Origin of the sequence: Nocardia sp. CA-119907, assembly GCF_050955995.1 — a bacterium.
GTDB lineage: Bacteria > Actinomycetota > Actinomycetes > Mycobacteriales > Mycobacteriaceae > Nocardia.
This window is the reverse complement of record NZ_CP192091.1, coordinates 6,153,360-6,173,176: the sequence shown is the minus strand read 5'-3', so window position 1 is coordinate 6,173,176 and position 19,817 is coordinate 6,153,360. Positions and strand designations below refer to the sequence as shown.

The 19,817-nt window shown below is 64.2% G+C and carries 19 protein-coding genes; 8 read left to right on the top strand and 11 right to left on the bottom strand.

Annotation, left to right across the window (positions count from 1 at the left end; translation table 11 throughout):
• Positions 1–256: 256 nt before the first annotated feature.
• The 8 genes from ACQP2D_RS27240 to ACQP2D_RS27205 all read right to left on the bottom strand — a co-directional run bounded on the left by ACQP2D_RS27240 (position 257) and on the right by ACQP2D_RS27205 (position 7,285).
• Positions 257–1,111, bottom strand: coding sequence for a hypothetical protein (locus ACQP2D_RS27240; protein WP_433678763.1), 855 nt, complete (start codon positions 1,109–1,111; stop codon positions 257–259).
• Positions 1,112–1,397: 286 nt separating this feature from the next.
• On the bottom strand, positions 1,398–2,030 hold the full coding sequence (locus tag ACQP2D_RS27235; protein WP_433678762.1) for a hypothetical protein: 633 nt from the start codon (positions 2,028–2,030) through the stop codon (positions 1,398–1,400).
• Positions 2,031–2,168: 138 nt separating this feature from the next.
• Positions 2,169–2,351 (bottom strand): hypothetical protein, encoded by a 183-nt coding sequence (locus tag ACQP2D_RS27230; RefSeq protein ID WP_433678761.1) that lies wholly within the window; start codon positions 2,349–2,351, stop codon positions 2,169–2,171.
• 106 nt (positions 2,352–2,457) lie between these two features.
• Complete coding sequence (locus tag ACQP2D_RS27225; protein WP_433678760.1) at positions 2,458–2,658, bottom strand: hypothetical protein; 201 nt, start codon at positions 2,656–2,658, stop codon at positions 2,458–2,460.
• A gap of 155 nt (positions 2,659–2,813) precedes the next feature.
• Positions 2,814–3,866: a hypothetical protein gene (locus ACQP2D_RS27220; RefSeq protein WP_433678759.1), complete on the bottom strand. Its 1,053-nt coding sequence runs from the start codon at positions 3,864–3,866 to the stop codon at positions 2,814–2,816.
• A 353-nt stretch (positions 3,867–4,219) separates the two neighbouring features.
• On the bottom strand, positions 4,220–4,501 hold the full coding sequence (locus ACQP2D_RS27215) for a hypothetical protein (protein WP_433678758.1): 282 nt from the start codon (positions 4,499–4,501) through the stop codon (positions 4,220–4,222).
• 23 nt (positions 4,502–4,524) lie between these two features.
• The gene (locus ACQP2D_RS27210) at positions 4,525–4,746 is read right to left on the bottom strand and encodes a hypothetical protein (RefSeq protein ID WP_433678757.1); all 222 of its coding nucleotides are present in this window, start codon (positions 4,744–4,746) and stop codon (positions 4,525–4,527) included.
• 241 nt (positions 4,747–4,987) lie between these two features.
• A complete protein-coding gene (locus tag ACQP2D_RS27205) occupies positions 4,988–7,285 on the bottom strand; it encodes an N-6 DNA methylase (RefSeq protein ID WP_433678756.1) in 2,298 nt (765 codons plus the stop codon).
• A gap of 335 nt (positions 7,286–7,620) precedes the next feature.
• Between ACQP2D_RS27205 and ACQP2D_RS27200 the strand changes: the two genes are divergently transcribed.
• On the top strand, positions 7,621–8,007 hold the full coding sequence (locus tag ACQP2D_RS27200; protein WP_433678755.1) for a hypothetical protein: 387 nt from the start codon (positions 7,621–7,623) through the stop codon (positions 8,005–8,007).
• A 245-nt stretch (positions 8,008–8,252) separates the two neighbouring features.
• Here ACQP2D_RS27200 and ACQP2D_RS27195 read toward each other — a convergent pair whose 3' ends face one another.
• Together ACQP2D_RS27195 and ACQP2D_RS27190 are read right to left on the bottom strand one after the other, a co-directional pair.
• Positions 8,253–8,507 carry a hypothetical protein gene (locus tag ACQP2D_RS27195; RefSeq protein WP_433678754.1) on the bottom strand — a complete coding sequence of 85 codons (255 nt, stop codon included), beginning with the start codon at positions 8,505–8,507 and terminating at the stop codon, positions 8,253–8,255.
• 210 nt (positions 8,508–8,717) lie between these two features.
• Complete coding sequence (locus tag ACQP2D_RS27190; protein WP_433678753.1) at positions 8,718–9,650, bottom strand: hypothetical protein; 933 nt, start codon at positions 9,648–9,650, stop codon at positions 8,718–8,720.
• A gap of 873 nt (positions 9,651–10,523) precedes the next feature.
• Here ACQP2D_RS27190 and ACQP2D_RS27185 point away from each other — a divergent pair.
• The 5 genes from ACQP2D_RS27185 (at position 10,524) to ACQP2D_RS27165 (ending at position 17,177) form a co-directional block, all read left to right on the top strand.
• Positions 10,524–11,249 carry a tyrosine-type recombinase/integrase gene (locus tag ACQP2D_RS27185; RefSeq protein ID WP_433678752.1) on the top strand — a complete coding sequence of 242 codons (726 nt, stop codon included), beginning with the start codon at positions 10,524–10,526 and terminating at the stop codon, positions 11,247–11,249.
• 90 nt (positions 11,250–11,339) lie between these two features.
• The gene (locus ACQP2D_RS27180; RefSeq protein ID WP_433678751.1) at positions 11,340–12,806 is read left to right on the top strand and encodes a tyrosine-type recombinase/integrase; all 1,467 of its coding nucleotides are present in this window, start codon (positions 11,340–11,342) and stop codon (positions 12,804–12,806) included.
• Positions 12,806–14,530 (top strand): hypothetical protein, encoded by a 1,725-nt coding sequence (locus ACQP2D_RS27175; protein ID WP_433678750.1) that lies wholly within the window; start codon positions 12,806–12,808, stop codon positions 14,528–14,530. Before ACQP2D_RS27180 ends, ACQP2D_RS27175 begins: the two co-directional genes overlap by 1 nt.
• Positions 14,527–16,722, top strand: a complete 2,196-nt coding sequence (locus ACQP2D_RS27170; RefSeq protein WP_433678749.1) for a site-specific integrase — start codon at positions 14,527–14,529, stop codon at positions 16,720–16,722. The genes ACQP2D_RS27175 and ACQP2D_RS27170 overlap by 4 nt, the downstream gene beginning before the upstream one ends.
• Positions 16,719–17,177: a hypothetical protein gene (locus ACQP2D_RS27165; protein WP_433678748.1), complete on the top strand. Its 459-nt coding sequence runs from the start codon at positions 16,719–16,721 to the stop codon at positions 17,175–17,177. The genes ACQP2D_RS27170 and ACQP2D_RS27165 overlap by 4 nt, the downstream gene beginning before the upstream one ends.
• A gap of 26 nt (positions 17,178–17,203) precedes the next feature.
• Here the strand turns inward: ACQP2D_RS27165 and ACQP2D_RS27160 are convergent, their stop codons facing one another.
• Positions 17,204–17,758: a GrpB family protein gene (locus ACQP2D_RS27160; protein WP_433678747.1), complete on the bottom strand. Its 555-nt coding sequence runs from the start codon at positions 17,756–17,758 to the stop codon at positions 17,204–17,206.
• Between the two features lie 170 nt (positions 17,759–17,928).
• On the opposite strand from ACQP2D_RS27160, the gene ACQP2D_RS27155 reads away from it, so the two are divergent.
• Together ACQP2D_RS27155 and ACQP2D_RS27150 are read left to right on the top strand one after the other, a co-directional pair.
• Positions 17,929–18,174 (top strand): tyrosine-type recombinase/integrase, encoded by a 246-nt coding sequence (locus ACQP2D_RS27155; RefSeq protein WP_433685777.1) that lies wholly within the window; start codon positions 17,929–17,931, stop codon positions 18,172–18,174.
• Positions 18,171–18,515 carry a helix-turn-helix domain-containing protein gene (locus tag ACQP2D_RS27150; RefSeq protein WP_433678746.1) on the top strand — a complete coding sequence of 115 codons (345 nt, stop codon included), beginning with the start codon at positions 18,171–18,173 and terminating at the stop codon, positions 18,513–18,515. The genes ACQP2D_RS27155 and ACQP2D_RS27150 overlap by 4 nt, the downstream gene beginning before the upstream one ends.
• Positions 18,516–19,817: the final 1,302 nt, after the last annotated feature.

The window sequence follows — 19,817 nt, the reverse complement described above, 5'->3', positions numbered from 1 at the left end:
ACGCAGTCATGCGGACTGCGACCGCTTCTATGCCCGCGTACATTTCTTACGGCGGCATTCGAGTTCAACACTGGAAACGTTCCGCGGAGTCGTATCCCCTGGTCAATACCGTCAGTGAATTTGCGCGTACGACCACTGTTCAGCTCCGGAATTGCGTCATCAATTCGCCTATTTAGGCACCGAGAGGCGCAGCCAGCTCACACTAGGTTTGAATGGCGCCGCGCGCGTCGCGGCGAGCCGAGGGATGCTCGGGCGATCAGACCGCCAGCGCTGCCCGGGCCGCGGAAACAGCGTCGGACGCGAGGAGCTGTCCGACGAAAGCGGGAGCCGCCGTGGAGTGGGGGTACCACGACTGGGCCGTGCGCTGCGGGTGGCGGAGTGCATCGGTGACCACAGCGGGGTCGGCGTCGGGTCGGAATACCCGCAACGCTCCGGGGGCGATGGCGAAGTTGGGTCCGACCGCATCGTTGAATACGACACGACATGCCTCGTCGACCAGCACGACGGTCGCCAGTCCTGCACACGCGCGCGCCGTTCCTGCGGCGATCCCGCCCAGGGTTCTGTGGTCGCTGCGCAGCGGCATGACCTGGTTGAGGTACTGGGGGCGGCGCAGCCGCCTGAACAGATCCGGCACGCTGCTCATGACAACGATCGGCAGACTTCGCCCGAAGCTGGTCACCTGTTCGGCCAGGGCTTCTCCGGCATCGGCGCCGCGCATCACCGTCGGAGACACGGTGAGAAGGTCATCGGCGACGCGTGGCCGCACACCGCGAGCGATGAGCTGCTGCACCAGCCACGGCGACCGAAAATGGCCGTGCCGATCCTCATCATCGCGGTGAATATCGACAGTGATCCGCCCCGGTGAGTCCTCGGCGAGGGGACCCAGGCCGTGCATCGCGGCGCTGACCTCCGTAGTCCGGTGGGTCCCGTTCCGCAGTATCTCGGTCAAGCTGGCTGCGAAGTACAGCCGTCCTGGCGACTGCGCGGTGTGGTGGGATGACCGCAGAAGTCCGCGGGGCGCTTGCGACGTCCACGCCTCGAAGGTGTCCTCGACCAGCGCGCAGACGTTGTCGGAGTCGTCAATCCAGGACATGGTGAACGAGTACGGCATGACAAGTGCTCCATTCGATGGTGGATGGTCGGGGTGGCGAGCAGGTGAAACTGTGGTGGTGATTGCCCTCGTTGCGGCTGCGATTCGCTGGGGTCACCGACGAGCACGACGACGGTGACGACCGAACAGTGGTGATCGGATCCGCCGTCGGTTTGCTCGGTTGATGCGTGGCCCTTCGGGCAGGGCAGCCGATGCGCGTGGAATTCGAACCTGGTGTTGCCGTCCGTGCACAAGTGCAGTCGAGCACCAGCGATGAGGACTACTGGATGGTGGCACCCGGCAGTGTTCAGGTGGCGAACAAGACCATTTGCGCCTCGTCGTGTGGTTTTTGCGGTTGCGGTCGTGGGTCGCGGTGGTCGTAGCGGTGGTCATCCCACGCCTCGACATCCTGGAAACACACCCCGCACCACGGATAGGTAGCCCCGTCGTCACGGACATCGAGCACGTGCTGGTGGGTCCGGTAGACGCACTGGCAGCCCTCGCCGGCGCGGCATTCGCGTTCGCCGCCGTCGGGATGGTTCTCATCCCATTCGCGTCGCGCGACGTCTTCGTCGTCGAGGACAGCAGAGTCGGCCAATGCGGTGAGTACCGTGTCGAGTGCGGCCAGTGCGGCGGCATCATCTCCGCGCACCACGAGCGTGCGGATGGTTCCGCCTGGCCACAGGTCGTATCGGAAGCTGACCCCGAACGCGGACACCTCGTCGATGCGGGATTCGGCGACAGCGAAATTCGACTCGTTCACCGGGGTGTCACCCCGGTCGTTGATGCTCAGCGGCGTGGTCAACTCGAACCAGTCATGGCGACTATCGCGGCGGGTCCACCACATGTTGTCGCAGTCGTGGCCGTGCGCGCGCAGCATCGAGACCAGAGGCATTGCCTCGGTGATTCGTCGAGCGCGACGTGTCCTCGCTCCGGTCATCGAAGCCTCCTCAAATAGGTTGGTGCGCTGAATATTTGACGCGATCCACCCGGATGCCGGTGGTGGCGAATCCGGCCGGCGGGGGGTTGGGTTGGGCCTTCGCCCGTCGAGTGGCTCGGCGGGCGAAGGCCCCGGGACTCAGTCGCCGTTTCCGCCGACGGTCCACGCGCGCTTTGCGGCACCGGGCCGGTTCGTGCGCGGGTGGTCAGCGAGGATCGTTGCGGTGATGATGTCGTTGCCGACCTCATTCCCGATCGAGGTCAGGTCGTGGTCGGGAAGTGGAGCGGTGAGGGGCGGGAGAAGTTGAGCGTGAACAGTCATGGGCAGTCCTGATCATGTGGCTGGGCGTAAGCAGGTCGGTTGGCTGGCATCGGAGCCCGCGGCGGGCCACGTGCGGTGGGAGCTGATCCGGTCCGGAGCGTGTCGGTCACAGCGACCGTGAAGGTTGGGTGTCGAGCAGGATCAGGGTCGGATCCGCTGGCTGTGTCGACGAAGCTCTGTCGCCGCCCCCGGGTCGGGTCGCCGACAGTGTGGTGACGGTGCCGATTTCATCGATTTCGTGGAGTTCGCGGTCGTCGGTCATGTCACTGCACATCTGGGCTTGGTCGCCGAGGTTCGGTATCCCCATCACGCGGTGCAACCTTTCTGAACGGACGGAGTGCCGCTGCGGTATCTGCATGCGGTGCTGTGCTGTGCTGTGCGGTTGCGGTTGCGGTTGCGGTTGCGGTTACCGGCGCCGGGTCGATCCGCGACCATGGCCGAAGTGCCGTCGCGGTGGGCCGGTCAATTGAGCAGAGGGACGGTGTTGGGGACCACGGCGTGCCATTGACGGCGGTCGCCGATGGGGCGTCGGGCGTGATCGGCTGGTCGGCCGGTCGGTGCGTGATAGAAGCAGCCGCGGGCGTATTGACGGCCGTCGGGCAGCGTCGCGATCTCGGACGCGGTGTGGTTGGTGCCCAACAGCATTGCGCCGGTCGAGCGCCTGGTGATCGTCGCGTGGGCGTGACGCAGCTGGCTGCTGGTCAGCCCCGGTATGGGGATGGCGAACATGTCACCTTGGCGGGACGTGTGGCGGCCCATCGCTTCGGCCAGTCGCACGGGCTCGGGTTTGAGTGCCTCGAGCGCGTCCTCGATCGTGTCCGCGTCGCACGTCGGCAGCTGGCACAGAAAATAGGAGCGGGTGTCCTGGTCGTCCCATGAGGACAGAAACAACGCCCGCGAACGTCGACCAGCCTCGAAGTTGTCGTAGTCCGCAGCGAACAATGCTTCGCGATACTCCGTGGGGAACCATCCCACGGCCGGTCCGGGTCGACGGGTGTGCCAGACATACTGATCGCCCAAACGCCGCACCTGTTGACCGTCGGCGTTCCAGACCAGATCGGTATCGGCCACGTCCCGGGCCGGCCCGCCACGCCAACGCGTTTCGTGCGCGGTGGTGATGACCGCACCAGGCGGTGGCTGGTCGCCGCAGCGGCGGCGCCATGTGTGATTGCGCCAGTCCAGCACCCGAATGGACTCTTCCACGATCCTCGCTGCGGTCAACGCGCTGAACGGCGCGCGAAGGGTCGGGACGTCGCTGGTGTAGTGATCGAGACTGCGCTGAGTGTGGCACTTGTGTTTGCCGGTGGTCCGGCTCCAGGTGTCGTCATTGATCAACACCACCCGCGCCCTGCCATCGAGATCGCGGAAAACCCGCGCCAGCGGGAAATGCGACCCGTAGGAATACAAACTGTCTCCACCGATCCATACACTGCGGGTATGGACCCGGTGAGCGCGGTCGTCTGGTCGGCGGACGTGGCGGGCGAAGGTATCGGTGACATCGCGATTACTGGTCATACGGGGCTCCTCACGCCGGATGAGATTCGCGTGCCCACGCGAATCGGTTTATCGCGCAGGACAATTGGTGTCGCAGCGCTGCGCTGAGACCGCTTGACGAGAGAGACGAACTGCCCGTGGCGCGCCGCTCGACGGTGAGTTCGACCGGTCAGTTAGGCCAGCTGAGCGACAGCGAAGCCAGGTTGCCTATACAGCAGCATCGGACGAAGGCGGACGAAGAGGAAGCGCACGACCGAAAAGCATTGTGCCGCTATCGATATGCCTGCTTCTCCTACGACTCACAGGAGGATCATCGTCAGGGGGTTCTGTGGTCCCCGCCTCGGACGGAACCAGCCAGGATCGATGTGGCGGTCTCAGTCGGTCGTGGCTATGTCGTCGAGGACAACCAATTTCGCTTCGGCGATGGCCTGCCATCGGCGGTAGTGGTTGGCCTCGTCACTGAGCGAGATATCCGCTGTGCCCTCAGGTTTTCGGAGTCCGGCTTGTTCCTCTATGCGGGTGGCGAGCTCGTCGTAGCGCGCGATGGCGGCGGTGAGGTCGCGGCGTGCTCGCCGGATTCGGTCTGGTGGGGCGCCGAGTCGTTTCAGAAGATCCCGGAAGTTCTCGGCGGCCGTGTGGGCGTCGTGTTCGTACATGCGGCATCGCTTCTGCTCGTCCCCTAAAGGAATGTCTTCTCGTCCTCGACTTTCGAGCTGATGACTCGGGCGAGACCGGCGTTGAAGTACTGCGGGTTATCGGGGTCGTACGATCGGTAGGCTGACCGCAGGTTCTGGTGGGCATCCTTGGCGAGTGCTTGCCCGAAGATCTGCGGATCGACTCCGTCCGGAACATCGACGTTCAGATCGAATGTCAACTCCATGGTGAATGTCTGGCGGGTCACGGCTTCCCTTCATCGACGCCTGTCTGCGTCGAGGTGATCGGTGGGATTCGGTGTGTCGTGTCGGTGATCAATATTTTGGGCTGCTCGGATGTCAGAGCGAATCCGACAGTCACGCTCGGGATGTGGCCTCAGCTGTTGCTGATCTGCATGATCGGCGCCCAGCTTTCAATCGGGACAGTTTTCTTTTGGTGGATGAACAGAACGGGATGTGCGGCGCTGTGGGGGGAGTGCCAGAAGCGAGTCAGCAGCCGTTGTCGGTGGCCTTCACGCGGCCGAACGTGCCCTTCATCTCTCGCAGGATCGCCAGGATCTTCTCCTCGCTGGCGATCATCTCGTCGAGAATCTCGTCGGGATCGCGGTATTCGAGTTGATGGAACGTTGTGAAGTACCGGTTGGCGGTGTGGATTTGGTAGGCCAGCCTGGTTTTGGTCGGCTCGGCCCACGCTCCGGGTATGTGCGGGCGGACGTGGTGGTCGAGGTATTGCTCGATGAGCCGCTCGCTGTGCTCGGTGTCGATGATCATGGCCGTGTCCGGGGTGTAGCGAAGGTTCGCCTCCAGTGGCACCTGCTCGGTGTCGGACCAGTCTGTGTCGGTGACCGGGCGGCCCATGTTGTCGAGCATTGGTGCGGCGTCGGGATCCCAGACACGTAGTGCCGTCAGGACAGCTTGGTGGACGGGGGAACCTTTGACACTGGTGCCGGCGAGCAGTTCGGCAACCCGGATGCGTGCCTTCGACTGATCGGTCAGGACTTGGTCGGGGGTTCTGTCGAGTTTGGCGAGCACAGCGGCGAGCATCTCGTCGGGGAGCTCGCGCAGCTGCGGATGGTCGGCGACTGTGGCGCGGGTAGCGGGGGTGATCTCCCAGCGAGCGCGCATGGGGCGACGGATTTTGATGTGGAGATGGCCGAAGGCGTGATTGGGCATGATCTTGACGGTGGCGCTGTCGGTGAAGTCGCGGTAGTCGGCCACGATCGCCGCGATCTGCTCGGTGGGCAGTTCATGCTTTTTGGAGCCGAGGCGACGTCGGGCCTTGGTGGCGCGGTCGCGGGCGTCGATGTAGGCGATCCGGCCCTGGCGGGCGTCGGGTTTGCGGTTGCTCAGGATCCAGATGTAGGGCGCGATCGCGGTGTTGTAGAACATGGCCTCTGGTAGGGCGATGATCGCGTCGAGCCAGTCGTTGTCGATGATCCACCGCCGGATCTCGGACTCACCCGATCCGGCGGCACCGTTGAACAGTGCCGATCCCGAGGTCAGGACCGCGATGCGGGAGCCGCCGTCGGCAGCGGGGCGCATCTTGGCGATCATGTGTTGCAGAAATAGCAGGGTGCCGTCGGTGGTGCGCGGAATGCCCGCGCCGAATCGTCCGTCGAACCCGTCGCGGGTGTGTTCGGCGCGGATCGGCTCGGCGATGCGCCGCCAATCCACACCGAATGGCGGGTTGGCGATCAGCAGGTCGAATCGTTGATCCGTGAACGCGTCCGCGGTCAACGAGTTGCCTAATGCGAGCTGACCCGACCGCCCCGACATCAGTTGCTCGGCGGCGGCGATCGAGTAGGTTTGCGCGTTGAGTTCCTGCCCGCACAAGATCAGGTCGGCATCCGGGTAGTGCTGCCGCAGACGATGGTGGGTCTCGGCGAGCATTCCGCCGGTCCCGGCGGCGGGATCCAGAACACGAATTCGATTCGGGTGCGCGGGCGGGTCGGCCAGCAACAGATCGACCATGAGCGTGACGACTTCGATGGGGGTGAAATGTTCCCCGGCGGTGTCGTGGGAGATCTCGCAGAAGCGCCGCAGCAGTTCCTCGTAGAGCAAACCCATTTCGATGTTGGAGAACCGGTCCGGGTGCAGATCCAACCGTGGGTCGGTGAACGCGCCCAGCACGGCGCGAACCAGACCCGCCTGATCCAGGCGGGTGATGTGGGTGTCGAAGTCAAAGTGTCCCAGCAGTTCTCGTGCCGACACACAAAACCCCGCCAGATAGGTGCGCAGCGCGGCGGCCGGGTCGGCAGCGGCGAGCACGTCGGTGAGCGAGCTCAGCGAGCAGATGTTGTAGAGGCCTTGGGTTTCGGCCGCAGCAGCGAGCAGGTCCGGGCGGTCGCCGTGGATGGCGTAGGTGTCGAGCACCGCGCGTTTGGTCGGTTCCAGCAGGAAGTCCAAGCGGCGGACCATCGTTAGCGGCAGCACCACCATCAGGTACTCCGATTGTTTGTAGTCCCCGCGTAGCAGGTCCGAAAGTCCCCACAGGAACGCCGAGTGATTGAGCACCGCGACTGACGGCTTCGCCGAGTCGGCAGGTGCGACGCCGGGCCGCGGTCCCTCGGCGATGGTGCATCCAAACCCGGTGAGCAGCGCGCGAACATCGTCAACGCTCGTGCGGCCGAGACGGCTCGCAGGCGTGTTCGACAGGGTCCAAGTCCGCCCGTCCGCGGACAGCGTCCAGTCTGGATGGGCGGCAAGCGCGGCGTGCGCAGGGGTATCGGGGTTGAGCCCGGCGACGATTATGTGGTCGCCGTCTGCTGCAACGGTCACTTCGGACACGAGATACTCCTTCGATCGGGAAATTGGGAATGGTGTTTTCCCGTGGGAAGCCCCCTGCGGCCGGTGATGCGGAATCGATGAGGCCGTTGGGCACACTGCGAACCGCACCTTTTCGGGCGCGGTGGAGTGGAACCCATGAATCGGACCGCCGACATCGTCGAAACGGGAGAGCCTGAGCGTCACAGCCGTCGGGTCGAACTGAACGATGTTCAGGTTTGGCCGGGTCGCGGATGCAGGGTGCGGGAAGCCGGATGGTTCCGTCCATTTGACTGGCTCTGGCGCGCAGACCGGATCCTGAGCGCCGCTATACGCCTATCAAGTGAGGAGACGAGCCGGTGAGCCCCTTCCGTCGGAAGGATCGATCGCTGAAGCAGGAGCCGAACTTAAGTAACGCGGATCATCCGGGCTGTGTTGTCTCGGCCGACGCAGACATTTATCAGAAACCTATCTGTTCGGCCGGACGGTTTGACGACGTCGAGCCACAACTCGTCGGCCACGAAGCCGACAGAGCGGTGACTTTCTGTATTGTTGTTTCGCCGCCACAACAGCATGAGTCGATCACCTTTGGCGAGATGCCGCGTCACTGTTGCGATGTGATCGGTTTTCGCATAGTGCCGCATGTGGAAGGCGTAAACTTCAGCGCACGTGATGGCGGGCTGTTCGTAGTCGACGACCGATCCATCACATGGAATATCGCGACGCTGTTCGAAACCGGTCGATGAGTTACATTCGCCTACAATGGCTCTGACTTCTGTACGCCCATCGTGCGTCGAGAATACGAGATGGTCCGCACTCCGTAGAGCGCGAATCTCGTCCGCCGTCAATGCATGTTCTGCCGTTGTGTTACTTCCCATGATGGCTCCTTAGGTCTGCCGGAATGCCGTCGAATCGCGGGCATCGTGGGCATCGTTCTGTCCAACCACACGGGGCCAGGGACGTTGCATCGCGGGGGTGTCGATCGCGATATTTAGTTAGATCCTGCGGTGGTGGCGTTGTCGGTGTCAGCGCCTGTGACATACGCGTGCATTTTCTTCAGCAGCTCTTGACCTTTCGGTTTATCGAAATCGATGAACGTGGGCCACTCGCCCGGAACGGCTCTGCGGAACTGCTGAAGACGCAAGTCGACGGTGTACCCCTCGAATTCGCGCAGCATCGCCACACCGGATTCCTGTATCGGTTTGAACGCGGACTCGCAGCGGTGGCAAATCTCGATGTGCTCCATTGTTTTCCTTTCGTCAAGGTGGTTGATGATGTGGTCGCGCTTCGACTGTCTGTGTTCGGGCCAGCCGAGTTTCGTCGTCGACGACCTGTTGTTGCGAAGGCCGTGCGAGCCGAATATGTCAATCGCCTGTTCGTTCGGCGTATGGCATGGTCCGTGTGGTCGTCGCAGGCGATCGTGATCGTTGGCGTGGTCGTCCCGACACCGTCAGTTTTAGGGGCGGATTTCGAGGTCGAGGTGTTCGTGGCTGTCGTCGGTGTCTATGACCTCGAGGAAGTGCAGGCGTCGCCCGCGGGTGTCGGCAACCTGTACGCCGGTTTCGTTGACCAGGAACCGCAGCCCATTGCTCAATACGATCTCGGTGTCGTGCTCGGCGCCCCTGGCAGGGGTGATCGACTCGACTGCGATCGCCGGGCAGCCAGCGTTGATCCACCCACCCATCAGGTCGTCCAGTTCTTGCCGCAAGGTGTCGCGGCCTCGACCGAGTGCTTGCTCGCGCAGGGTGATCAACTGTTCTGCGCTAGGCCCGGATCGCACACCGAGCGGCAGCTGCGGCGACGCGCTGTTCGAATCGGGGAACCCCGCGAGGTATACGAAGGCGATGTCGCGGAGCATCTGCGCGGCGATCTCGGCGACGGTGGCAACCGAGTGGCCGGGCGAGGGCGGCTGCGGCAGCGGAGTGGCAACTTGCCTGCGCGGGTTGGCGTCTCGCTGGGAGAAGCGCAGCACCCGGGACAGGACGGTGTTGAGGTGGGCGGTGATGGCGTCCAACAGGTGGAAAAGCCGTTGCTGGCCGTCCTGCTGCTCGGTGAAGTTGGTGAGGTCTTCGAGTGCGGTGAGTCCGGTGTCGGCGATCTCGAACCGGGCATCAATCATCATCGACAGTGTCAGTTCACCGTTGTAGGTGACGAATCCGTCTTCGTCGCAGCTGAACGCGGCCAAGACCACCAGGTCGGTGTTGTCGATGTCCAGCCGCCACAAGGCGTCTCCACCGGGAGCGGTATGCACCAGGTCGCGAACCAGACGGAGTCCGTTGTCATCCTCGGTTGGCTGCCACTGGTCGAGGCGTTCGGCGATGTCGGCCGTTGCGCCGTCACGCTTCAGGTCAGCGGTGACGCGATCGCGATAGTAGAGGAGCGTGGGCATCAGCAATATCCTTGAGTTGCGGGAGTGAACTGGAAATCGGTCGGGCCCAGCTAGACGGCCGGGGCCATGAAAGGCATTGCGCAACATCGCGGATCAGCGTTGTTTGAATGCGCTTCAGTGACGAAGCAAGGCTCAAGAACCGGTGTGACGAGCCGCCTCGGCCTGCTTGGTCGCCGTGTGTGCGCCCCTCGGCGAGTGGCGTGGTCATCGAAAGTTGGGGCGATGGCACATCCCGCGCGCCATATGGTGGTCGGGCCGGGCATGTAGATGCGGCCCGCATGGGGATGTATTCAAGTTGATGCCAGGGCCGTGGGCGGGGAGGTGGAGAACTGCTTCACGAGGTGGTGTAGGTGGTCGGCGGCAGTCATGTCGAGTTCACGCAGGGAGTCGGATGTGTTTGTGACCCAATGTGTTTCGAATGCGGGCTTTTGTTTATCGGCTACTAGGGCAGGGGCGGCGACGTAGAAGCACTCCACTCACCCTCGGAAGTCGCATCAGCTGGGAGAAGCTGTTGGGGCGGCGCGGCGAGATGGGTCGGTCGCGATGGACGTCTCTGTCGAATTCTATTGGTTTGCAGAGGTTTTGACCTGCGGACTTGACGTCATATCCCGTTTGATCGAAGATTATCCCGTTTAACGGGAGGTGATCGTGTTGCGAGATGACGTGCCGGAAGGTGCGGCTCGGCTGGTGCTGGCCTCGGGTGTGGCGCTGATCCGTCCGGAGGAGGCTGTGTTCGAGGCGATGCTCACCGGATGGGCGCGCCAACAGTACGGCGGTCGTGGGTTGGGGCGTGCATGTGTGCAAGGCAGGCTGGGTGTGGTCCGTCGGTTCGTCGCATATACGAACGAGTTTCCGTGGAACTGGTCTTCGGCGATGGTCGACGAATGGTCGGCGCATCTGATCGGTGAGTTGCATCGGGCGAGGTCGACTCTGCAGCAGACGCAAGGCGCGTTGAAGCTGTTCTGCGAATTCCTGCTCGACCCGCGATACGGCTGGGCGCAGGAATGCGAGGAGCGGTTCGGCACGCATCCTGTGCAGGTGTGCCATGAGGACAACATGGCGCGGCACCTGGCGGACTACCGGGGTGATCCTCGGCGCCGTCCACTGACACGGGAGGAGTTGCAAGCGTTGTTCGACTACGTCGACTCACGTGTTGAACATGCCGTGCGCGTGGGACGTAAGGGCGCACTGACGGCCTACCGTGACTCGACGCTGTTCAAGACGGTGTACGGGTGGGGACTGCGGTGCACCGAAGCGTCGCGATTGGATCGTGCGGACTGGTATCGCAATGCCAAGGCAGCAGAGCTTGGACGGTTCGGGATGCTGCACGTCCGGTACGGAAAAGGTAGTCGCGGTTCGGGTTACAAGCGGCGCGAAGTCGCCAGTCTGATGCCGTGGGCTGTCGAGGCGGTAGAGGATTACCTGTCGAACATCTGGCCGCGGTTCGGACGCGCAGAGCATCCGGCGCTGTGGCTGACCGAGCGGGGAGGACGGTTGAGCTCGGGCGAGATCGACGACCGGTTCGGGATGTATCGCGACGCGGTGGGCCTGGACAAGAAGCTGTCACTGCACTGTCTTCGGCATTTTGTCCCCGCTTAGTTTTCGTGTTGCGATAACTGTCGATTTGGTTGCTGTCCTAGGTGTTTGGGCGTTGCGGTGGGGCGGGTGGTGTTTCTACCGTGTCCGCTCGTGATTCTGACGTTCTTCTCGCCGCAGGGGTGGGAGTCCTGGGAGCTGGGCTCGCGGCCGTTGATTCCCGAGCAGATGCCGGTGCTGGTCGACGATGATCTGTTGTTCGAGGACGGGCCGGGTGCTCCGCGAGCGACGGTCGTGGTGAACCGGTGGCTGCGGATGCTACCGGCGACCGGGGCGCCGTCGCCGAATTCGTGGGAGGCGTATGCGCGGGCGGTTAGGGACTGGATGGTGTTTCTCGCCGAACATGGTGTGGGCCTGTTCGATTCGCGGGAACGGCTGAAGCTGGCGCTGGGCCGGTACGCCGAATATCGGGCCACCGGCCCGATCGAGCGGCGGTTGGCGGCCAGCACGTGGGGCCAGCACATGAGCATCCTGTCGTTGTTTTACCGGTGGGCGCTCGAGGAAGGCCTGGCGCAGGCCGAACCGTTCACTTACCGCACCGCGCGGGCTCTGTTCCACGGCACCGGCCGCGAGGTGAGAGTGAACCTGGCGGTGCGGCGGGCACCGAAACCACACGTCACCATCAAATACCTCGAACCGGACTTCACTGGGTTGTTTCTCAACGGACTGCGCGGTCTGGCACCGGACGGCGTGCTCGACACCGGCTATCACGGCCGGGAACTGGCCCGCAATGGCGCGATCGGTGAACTCGTCTTGGCGAGCGGGCTGCGGCTACAGGAATTCACTTACCTGCTCGTCTACGAAATCCCGCCGCTGCCAACCACATCCACCACCGTCCCGATTCCTTTCCGGGTGCCGTCGGGGATCACGAAGGGCCGCAAGTTCCGCACGACCTGGACTTCGTATGAGGCGCTGGCGGCGGTGCATCGGTATCTGGAGTTGGACCGAGCGGTCACCGCCGAAAGCTCGTCGTGGCGGCCGCGGCGCGGTGAGCCATTGCTGGTGAGCGATCCGGATGCCAGAGGCGGTCGCATCAACGGTGTCCGCCGGTCGTGGGAGTCGTTGACGCCGCAGGAGCGACGGCGGCTGGTCGCTCCAGATGGCGGATCATGCCTGGTGGCGTTGCGTCACGACGGTGGCCCGTTCACCGCGTGGGCGACGCTGTTCGAGCGCACCGCGAATCGGTTGCGCGCTCGGTTCGAACCACGGTTCCCACACGTCCACCCGCACCGATTGCGCCACTCGTTCGCGATGCGGACGCTGGAATATCTGGTGACCGGGCACTACCGGCGAGCGGCGAAGCTCGTGCGCGACACCGATGCCGACGCGGCGCTGGTGTTCTACCTGACCAAGGCCGATCCGCTGCTGGTACTGCGCGATCTACTCGGGCATTCCTCGGTGCTGGTGACCGAGAAATATCTCAAACGCCTCGATACGACACGGATCTATCGCGAAGCCTACGAAACCGCCGGTGCTGCAGAGGGATTGATCGGCGATTCCGCAGCCCAGGCTGAAGCCGACGCCGAGTTCACCGACGAGACCGAAAGCGAGATCGGCTGATGCCCGCCGCGGTGACCGACGAACCGTTGGGGATTTCGTGCGTGTTCAGCGACGGCACGGCAGCGCGGTTCCAGCTCGACGGTCTGCCCTGTCGAGTGTTGGTGCGGGATCTGCTGATCGGGTTGGTGGAGCTGATCCATCCGCACGGCACCGTGAACGCGGCCGGGTCGGTACTGCACTACGAGCAGTCCATCCGCCACCTTGCTCGCCATCTCGACAGGCGCGGATTCACCGGTGGAGCAACAGATTTGACCCGACCGATGATGGCCGAGTATTGGATGTCCACCTCGGGTCCGAAGGAAGCCTGCACGCGGCGGATGCTGCTGGGCTTCCAGACAGCGGGCGGGCGGCTGGATGCCAGGTTGGCGGAGCTGGCGGCCGGGCACGCGTTCAATCCCCAGCGCAATCATCACCAGTTGCCGCCCTACCCGGAAACGGATTGGCAGATGCTGACACACACCTGCCGCGCGATCGTCGACGAAGCCTACGCCCGACACCGCGGCGCGCTGGCCGCGGCCGAGCGAGGACGTCACCCGCGCGAACACGGCTGGACGCCGGAGAATCTGCGCTGGCTGCTGGTACGCATCGGCCCAGTCGGCAAGGTCGCATTCGGTGAGCATCTCGGGTGCTCGGAGAACGTGGTGCAGCAGCGCGGTAGTGTCCTCGACGCCAGTCGAGACCTGTTCCCGCGTCTGGACACGGTGATCGCCTACAAGCTGCTGTTCGGCATCTACTCCGGCATCGTCCCCGACGGAATCGACGATCTTGTCATCGACGATATCGATTGGGCCGGGGATTCCACCATCCTGCTGTCCTACATCAAGGGCCGCACCGCCGCCGAGTCGCTGAACCTCCCACGCAATGCGGTCCGGCTGCTTGAGCAATGGTTGGCGCATTCGGCGCTGCTGCGCAGCCACGCCGACCCGGCCGCACAGCGCCAATTATGGTTGCGGCTGAACAAGCCCGGCGGGACAGAAGTGCGGGCGAAGGCCGGTGGCGCCGCGCGCATGGCGATTCAGCGGTGGGTGGTTCGCCACAACCTGATCGGTGTCGACGGTCGACCGTTGAAGATCCACCGGTCCAGGATCCGCACCACCTTCCACGCGTCGCGGGACAAGACGACCTGGGCCGGACACGGACGCGCCACGATCGACCCCAACCACACCCCGGAAGTCGAGGGCGACCACTACCTGACGGCGACCACACCCGCACAGCAGCGCATGGTCGAAGCGATCGTCGAAGACGCCCAGCACGACCTGCTGCGCCGGGCGCACCCGCCGACGATCGTCACCGAGGAAACCGCGGTCGCGTTGGCGCTCGACTACCCGAAGTTGGTCACCGAGCTCGGTCTCGACGCCACCGTGCTCGCCGAACTCGTTGGCGGGCAACGAGATGTGTTCACCGCGGCCTGCGCCGATCAGCTGTCGGGGCTACATGGCCCGAAGGGCAAACCCTGTCCTGCCCGGCCATGGATCTGCCTGCTCTGCCCGCTGGCGGTGTTCGCGCCCCGGCATGCGGGGAATCTGTTGCGGCTCAAGGCATTCTTCGCCCGCCAGTGGCAGCAGATGCCGTCGGCTCAGTTCATGGCGGTCTTCGGCCCGTATTCGGACAGGATCAACCACGTTCTCGACCGTTTCGACCCCGCGGTGCTGGCCCGCGCCGCTTCCACCGTCGGTGACTGTGACACCGAAATCCCCTTGCGCCCAGAGGAATCCACACGATGACCGTCACCGCTCACACCGCTGGGCTGCCTTCGAGGTCCCCGTTCACCGGCGTCGACATCTGCACCGAAGCGGGTCTGTCCCTGCCCGACGCGGCACGCAGGCCGGTCTTCGACGACGATTTCTGGGACTTCACCGAGGTGATCGGGTTGCCGGTTCAGATGAGCAAGGTCAGCCGCCGCTTCGACTTCACCGGGATATCCGACCATTGCTGGCGGCAGGTCGCCAAGGAACAAATCCTCGCCATGCTCGCTCCACGGCACGCCGCTGTCGCATTGCTGGCCCGCGGCTATCGCACACCACTGCACCTGATCACGGCAAAAGCCCGGCTCGATGAACTCATCCGGTTCTTCGGCTGGCTCACCGGTCGAGGCGTGACCGCTCTGGCCGCGATCACCGACCCCGACTGCGAGGACTATCTGGCGCACCGCCGCTATGTCCTCGACGACGACGGACGCGTTGTCGGGGAGCGTCAGCCCGCCACCCGACGAGCTGCGGCCCAGGTCATTGTCGACCTGATCAACCATCGAGACCTGTTCACCGACGATCGCGTCGCGGCGAACCTGCGTCCCTGGGGCGGGGCGAACCCGTCGACGGTTGCCGAAATGCCCTGCGGGGTAGGGCAAAACAAGACACCCCCTCTGGACGACACGGTGCTGCGGCCGCTGCTGGCGGCCGCAACATATCTGGTCGATGTGATCGGTCCGCATATGCCCGAGCTCGCCCGACAGGTCGCCGACGCTGACCGGAAGTGGTCGATCCGCCACGGCGACCACACGCCAACCGGACGGCTGCCGATCACCGAGTTCAAGCACCTGCTGGCCGGCTACCGACGTCGGCGAGAACCGTTGCCGCTGTTGCCCGATCACACGGTCCAGCGGCGAATAGCCCAAGGCTGGTCACCGGAGGATCCGTTGCTCGCGGTCGCGTTGGGAACCCTGGCGCGGCAGGCCGGGTTCACCCAGTTCATGCTCGGGTGGCTGCCGCAACTGCGTGACCAGATCGAGGCCGCCCTCGCGGTTGTCGGCGCAGAAAAGCCGTTCGCCCGCAACACTGTTGGCGTCAAGAACGCCGACAACAGCACTCAGGTCGCCTGGACGATTCCGCTCGATCGTGAACAGGCTCTGGCCGTGGTCGGAATTGTCCGCACCGCCGCGATAACGGTCCTGGCCGCCGTTTCTGGAATGCGGTCGAGTGAGCTGATGGAACTTCGGGTCGGCTGTTGTCGGCCACCCGAACACCACGGCCGCGGCCTGGTGCGCTATCGGCTGGCCAGCCGCGTGATCAAAGGCCAGCAACTCGGCGGGATCCCCGACGAATGGATCGTCATCGAGCCCGCTTACCGGGCCGCCCAACTGCTCGAACAACTTCACGAACATCCCGAGCCCGGAACCGCGCTGCTGGGCCGGTTCGCCTTCGACGTCCGCCGCACCTGGCTGCGGAGCTGGGTCAACGGACCCGCCGGACAGCGGCTCGGTCTCGAACCGATCCCCGACACTCCGGTGAGCCTGCGCGCGCTGCGCCGCACCCTCGCCATCGAGTTGGCTTACCGGCCTGGCGGGATGCTGGCCGCGAAATGGCACCTCAAACACATCGCCGTCGCCACAACCGAGGGCTATGCCTCCAAACCCGGTGGTGCCCAAGCCGAACTACTGGCCGAGGTCAACAAGCACGAAGCCGACCGCAACCTCGACCTGGTCTGGACCGAGTTCCGCAACTACCAACAGGGCATCCCGCCCGCCGGACCCGGCGCCCGGGAACTGACCGAGTTCTTCACCCACATCGACGGCAAACTCACCGACCCCGCTGCACCGAAAACCCAAGCCAGCGACCGGGAAATCCTCAACCTACTCACCAAACGAGCCCGCACCCTGCATCTCGGTGCCGCGAACTACTGCTGGTTCAGCGATCCGTCCCGGGCGCTCTGTCTCAAGCTCGCCGGCACCCCCACCGCCGACCGGCCCTTGGCCGGGATGTGTGACTCGGCGCGCTGCCCGCAAGCCACCCACCATCAGCACCACCGGCCCATCTGGGCCGAGCACGCCGAACAGACCAAAACATTCCTCGGCGATCTCGGCGCCACCCGCCGCGCCGACAGGACCCGCCTGCAAGCCGACTACGACCGAGCCATGCGCGTCATCGAAGCCATCGACGCTGCGGCTGCCAACTACGACTCGAGCACGGACAGCGAATGAGAATTACTGCTGCACAACGTATTCAGAACGAGAACCGCATCCGAGCGGCGATGGACCGGCTGCTGCGCGGCGAGATACCTCCCGGCGGAGGATGCGATATCAAAACCCTCGCACTCGCAGCCGGGGTCGACCGCACGGCCTTCTACGGCAGCCGTCCCTACGCGCATCTCCGCACCGAGTTCGAGCACCGGCTAGCGCAACTCCAGCAGGCAGGAGAAGTCCTTGACCCGAAAGTCGCTCAGATCGAACGCCTCAAGACAGAGATCGAGAAGCTGAAAAAGAGCCTCGCCCAAGCCAATTCGACAATCCAGGAACTCACCGACACCCGAAACCAAGCCCTGTCCCGGATCGCCGCCCAGCATGAAGAAATCCAGCGCCTTCGCACCGGCCACACCACCGACATCAACATCACCCGGCTGCCATCTGCCAGGCAGAAGATCATCGGACCATGCTGATCCGCACCGAATCGGCAACAGCCCAGTCAGTGCCGGTTTCCGCCGAGTCTGAGCGCATCCGCGATGAATCCCGCCTTCGCGGTCGTATAGCTCTCGCGGTCATGCCCGTGCTGGTCGGCCAACCGCCGTTTCAGGTGTTCGTACTCTTTCGCCAGCTGCTCGTCACGCCGCAGCAAGTCGCGGAAGGCGATCTGCCGGGCCCAGCGCGGGTGACCGGCGGTGATCAAATACAGGTGCGCAAATCGGTGCTGTCCGGTGACGTCTGGCTTGACGAAGAAACGACGCCAAGACCGACCATCCAATTCCGGTGCCACATAACACCATCCGTCGGCGGTGAGTCGTTCCGCCGCCTGAACAACAACGACATCCGGATCGCTCACCGAGGCCATGAGATCGATGATCGGCTTGGCGGCCAGCCCGGGAACCGCTGTCGACCCAACATGCTCGACGCCATCGACCAGCCACGACGCCAGCAACTCGATCAACCGGGCACGCTCGCTCTCCGCCCGATCAGCCCAGCGAGGATCGTGCGGATGCACCTTCGCTTCCTCATACGCCCACGCGGGGACAGCATCATTCACGAAGCCACGCTAACGCGCACAACCGACATTCGAACGACCGCAGCAGACCGAGGATCGAATCCGCCATCACTCCGACTAGGCAGTGATGTCCGTCACACGCCCGGTTTGGGAATCGCGACACCGGCCATTACGTCGGTCACGGGCATGACCGCCACCGAAAGGCCACGACAATCGCCACACGAACCCGACCGCACACGGCCACTGCGGAGACAAGACGAGCGTATGTGACTCACATGGTGGAGGACGGTGTGGACCCGAAGTTCATCCAGGCGCAGGTCGGCCACGTGTACCAGTCCACGACAAGCATCTACACATCGGTGAGCGGCGATTTCGCCAACACCATGATGCGACAGGCGATAGACCTGGCGCGGCTGCGGGAACAACCGACCAGCGGGAAAGGAGACGATGAGCGGTGACCGAGAAGCTGGACTATCGCTGGAATCTGCGGGAAGTCATGGCCATGCGCGGGTTGTTCACGACGATCTCGTTGCAACCGTTGTTGGCCGAGTGGGGAATCGAGCTATCCTCAAGCCAGATTCACCGGCTGGTGACCGAGCGGCCAGAGCGGCTGAGCCTGCGGGTGTTGATGGCATTGATGGTGATCCTGGACTGCTCAATGGAGGACCTGATCGAGCCTGTCGCCCGGCTTGGTGTCACCGGGCACCGCAAGACTGCATCCGGTGAGAAACCGGACGCTGAATCCGGCGTAGGCTCGTTCCGGCCCAAGCGTGCGCGAATCGTGCGACCGGAGTCATGACGGATCGGTCGGCCGATGCAGACGGCGGGCGGGTACTTGTCGATCCGGTCGGCGTGATCACCGATGTCGTCACGACAGTGGAGCCAGCGCTGAGCGAGGCCGCAGTGCATGCCGCGATCGAGCAGGCAGCAACCAATCGGCCTGCCCGTCGGAAGTTGGCTCAGGCGTTGGCTCACGACCGAGATTTACTGATCTCCGGCCGCCCGGAGGGACCTGTGTCGGTAGGGCGACTGATCGCGGCGCTCGTGAAGGCTGGCGCGAATTCTGTTGTATTGCCGCGATGCGCGGACTGCGGCAAGCAAAACCCGTTGCCCGCCCAGGTCGGTCAGGTGCGGATCTGCACTGGCTGCGACGCCAAGCGTCGTGCGGCCCGGGTGGCATGCTCCGAGTGCCGGCGGCACATGGTGGGCCGCTACCGCGACCGTCACGGCGGGGCATTGTGCGCGGGCTGCGCGCCGAAGGACGACCACCTGGTGCTCGATCAGGTGTGCTCGGTGATCTGCGCGAGCATTACCGACCTCGATTCTCCTGCTGTCAGGCGCGCGGTGGCTACGACAATAGGACGGCCGCACTACCAACGCCGGTTGATGTGGGAGTTGGAGGAGCACCCGGAATTGTTGACCGGCGATGGCGCGCAAGGAAGTCCGCGGCTTGTGGCTGTGTTGGAGGCACTTGCCACAGCGGGGTCACGGCAGGTGGTCGTCCCGCTGTGTCCGCTGTGCGACCGGTTGCTGCCCTTGCGTCACGCCCTGGACGGACTACGTGTGTGCCAGCGCTGTTATGACCGGCGACACTATCAGCGCTGTTGTCGATGCGAACGCGACGCCAAGGTGTCGGGCCGCGCGCCTACTGGTGAGCCGTTGTGCCGGAGCTGCTATCAGAACGAGCCGATAAACCACGAAACATGCGCGATCTGCGGCCGTCGCCGAAAGATCGCTTCTCACAACGACATCGGCGAACCGGTGTGCGACACTTGCACGACCGCTCCGCTCGCCGAATGCGGAGTCTGCGGACTGGTGAAACCGTGCTTCGGTGCTGCCGCTGGCGCGCCGCGCTGTGAAGCATGTGCCCGCCCCATCGAACCCTGCGTCAAGTGCGGCAAAAATCTGCGCGTCCACGTTCGAACACCAGACGGCGGGCCGGTCTGCTCAACGTGCCACCGCAAGGATCCTCGATGGTTCGCCACCTGCACATCATGTGGGGTGACAGAACGACTGCACCACCGCCGGCTGTGCAAACACTGCGCTGCCGAGGCGGCTCTCACCGATCTGCTCACCGGATCGGACGGGAACATCCGTGCCG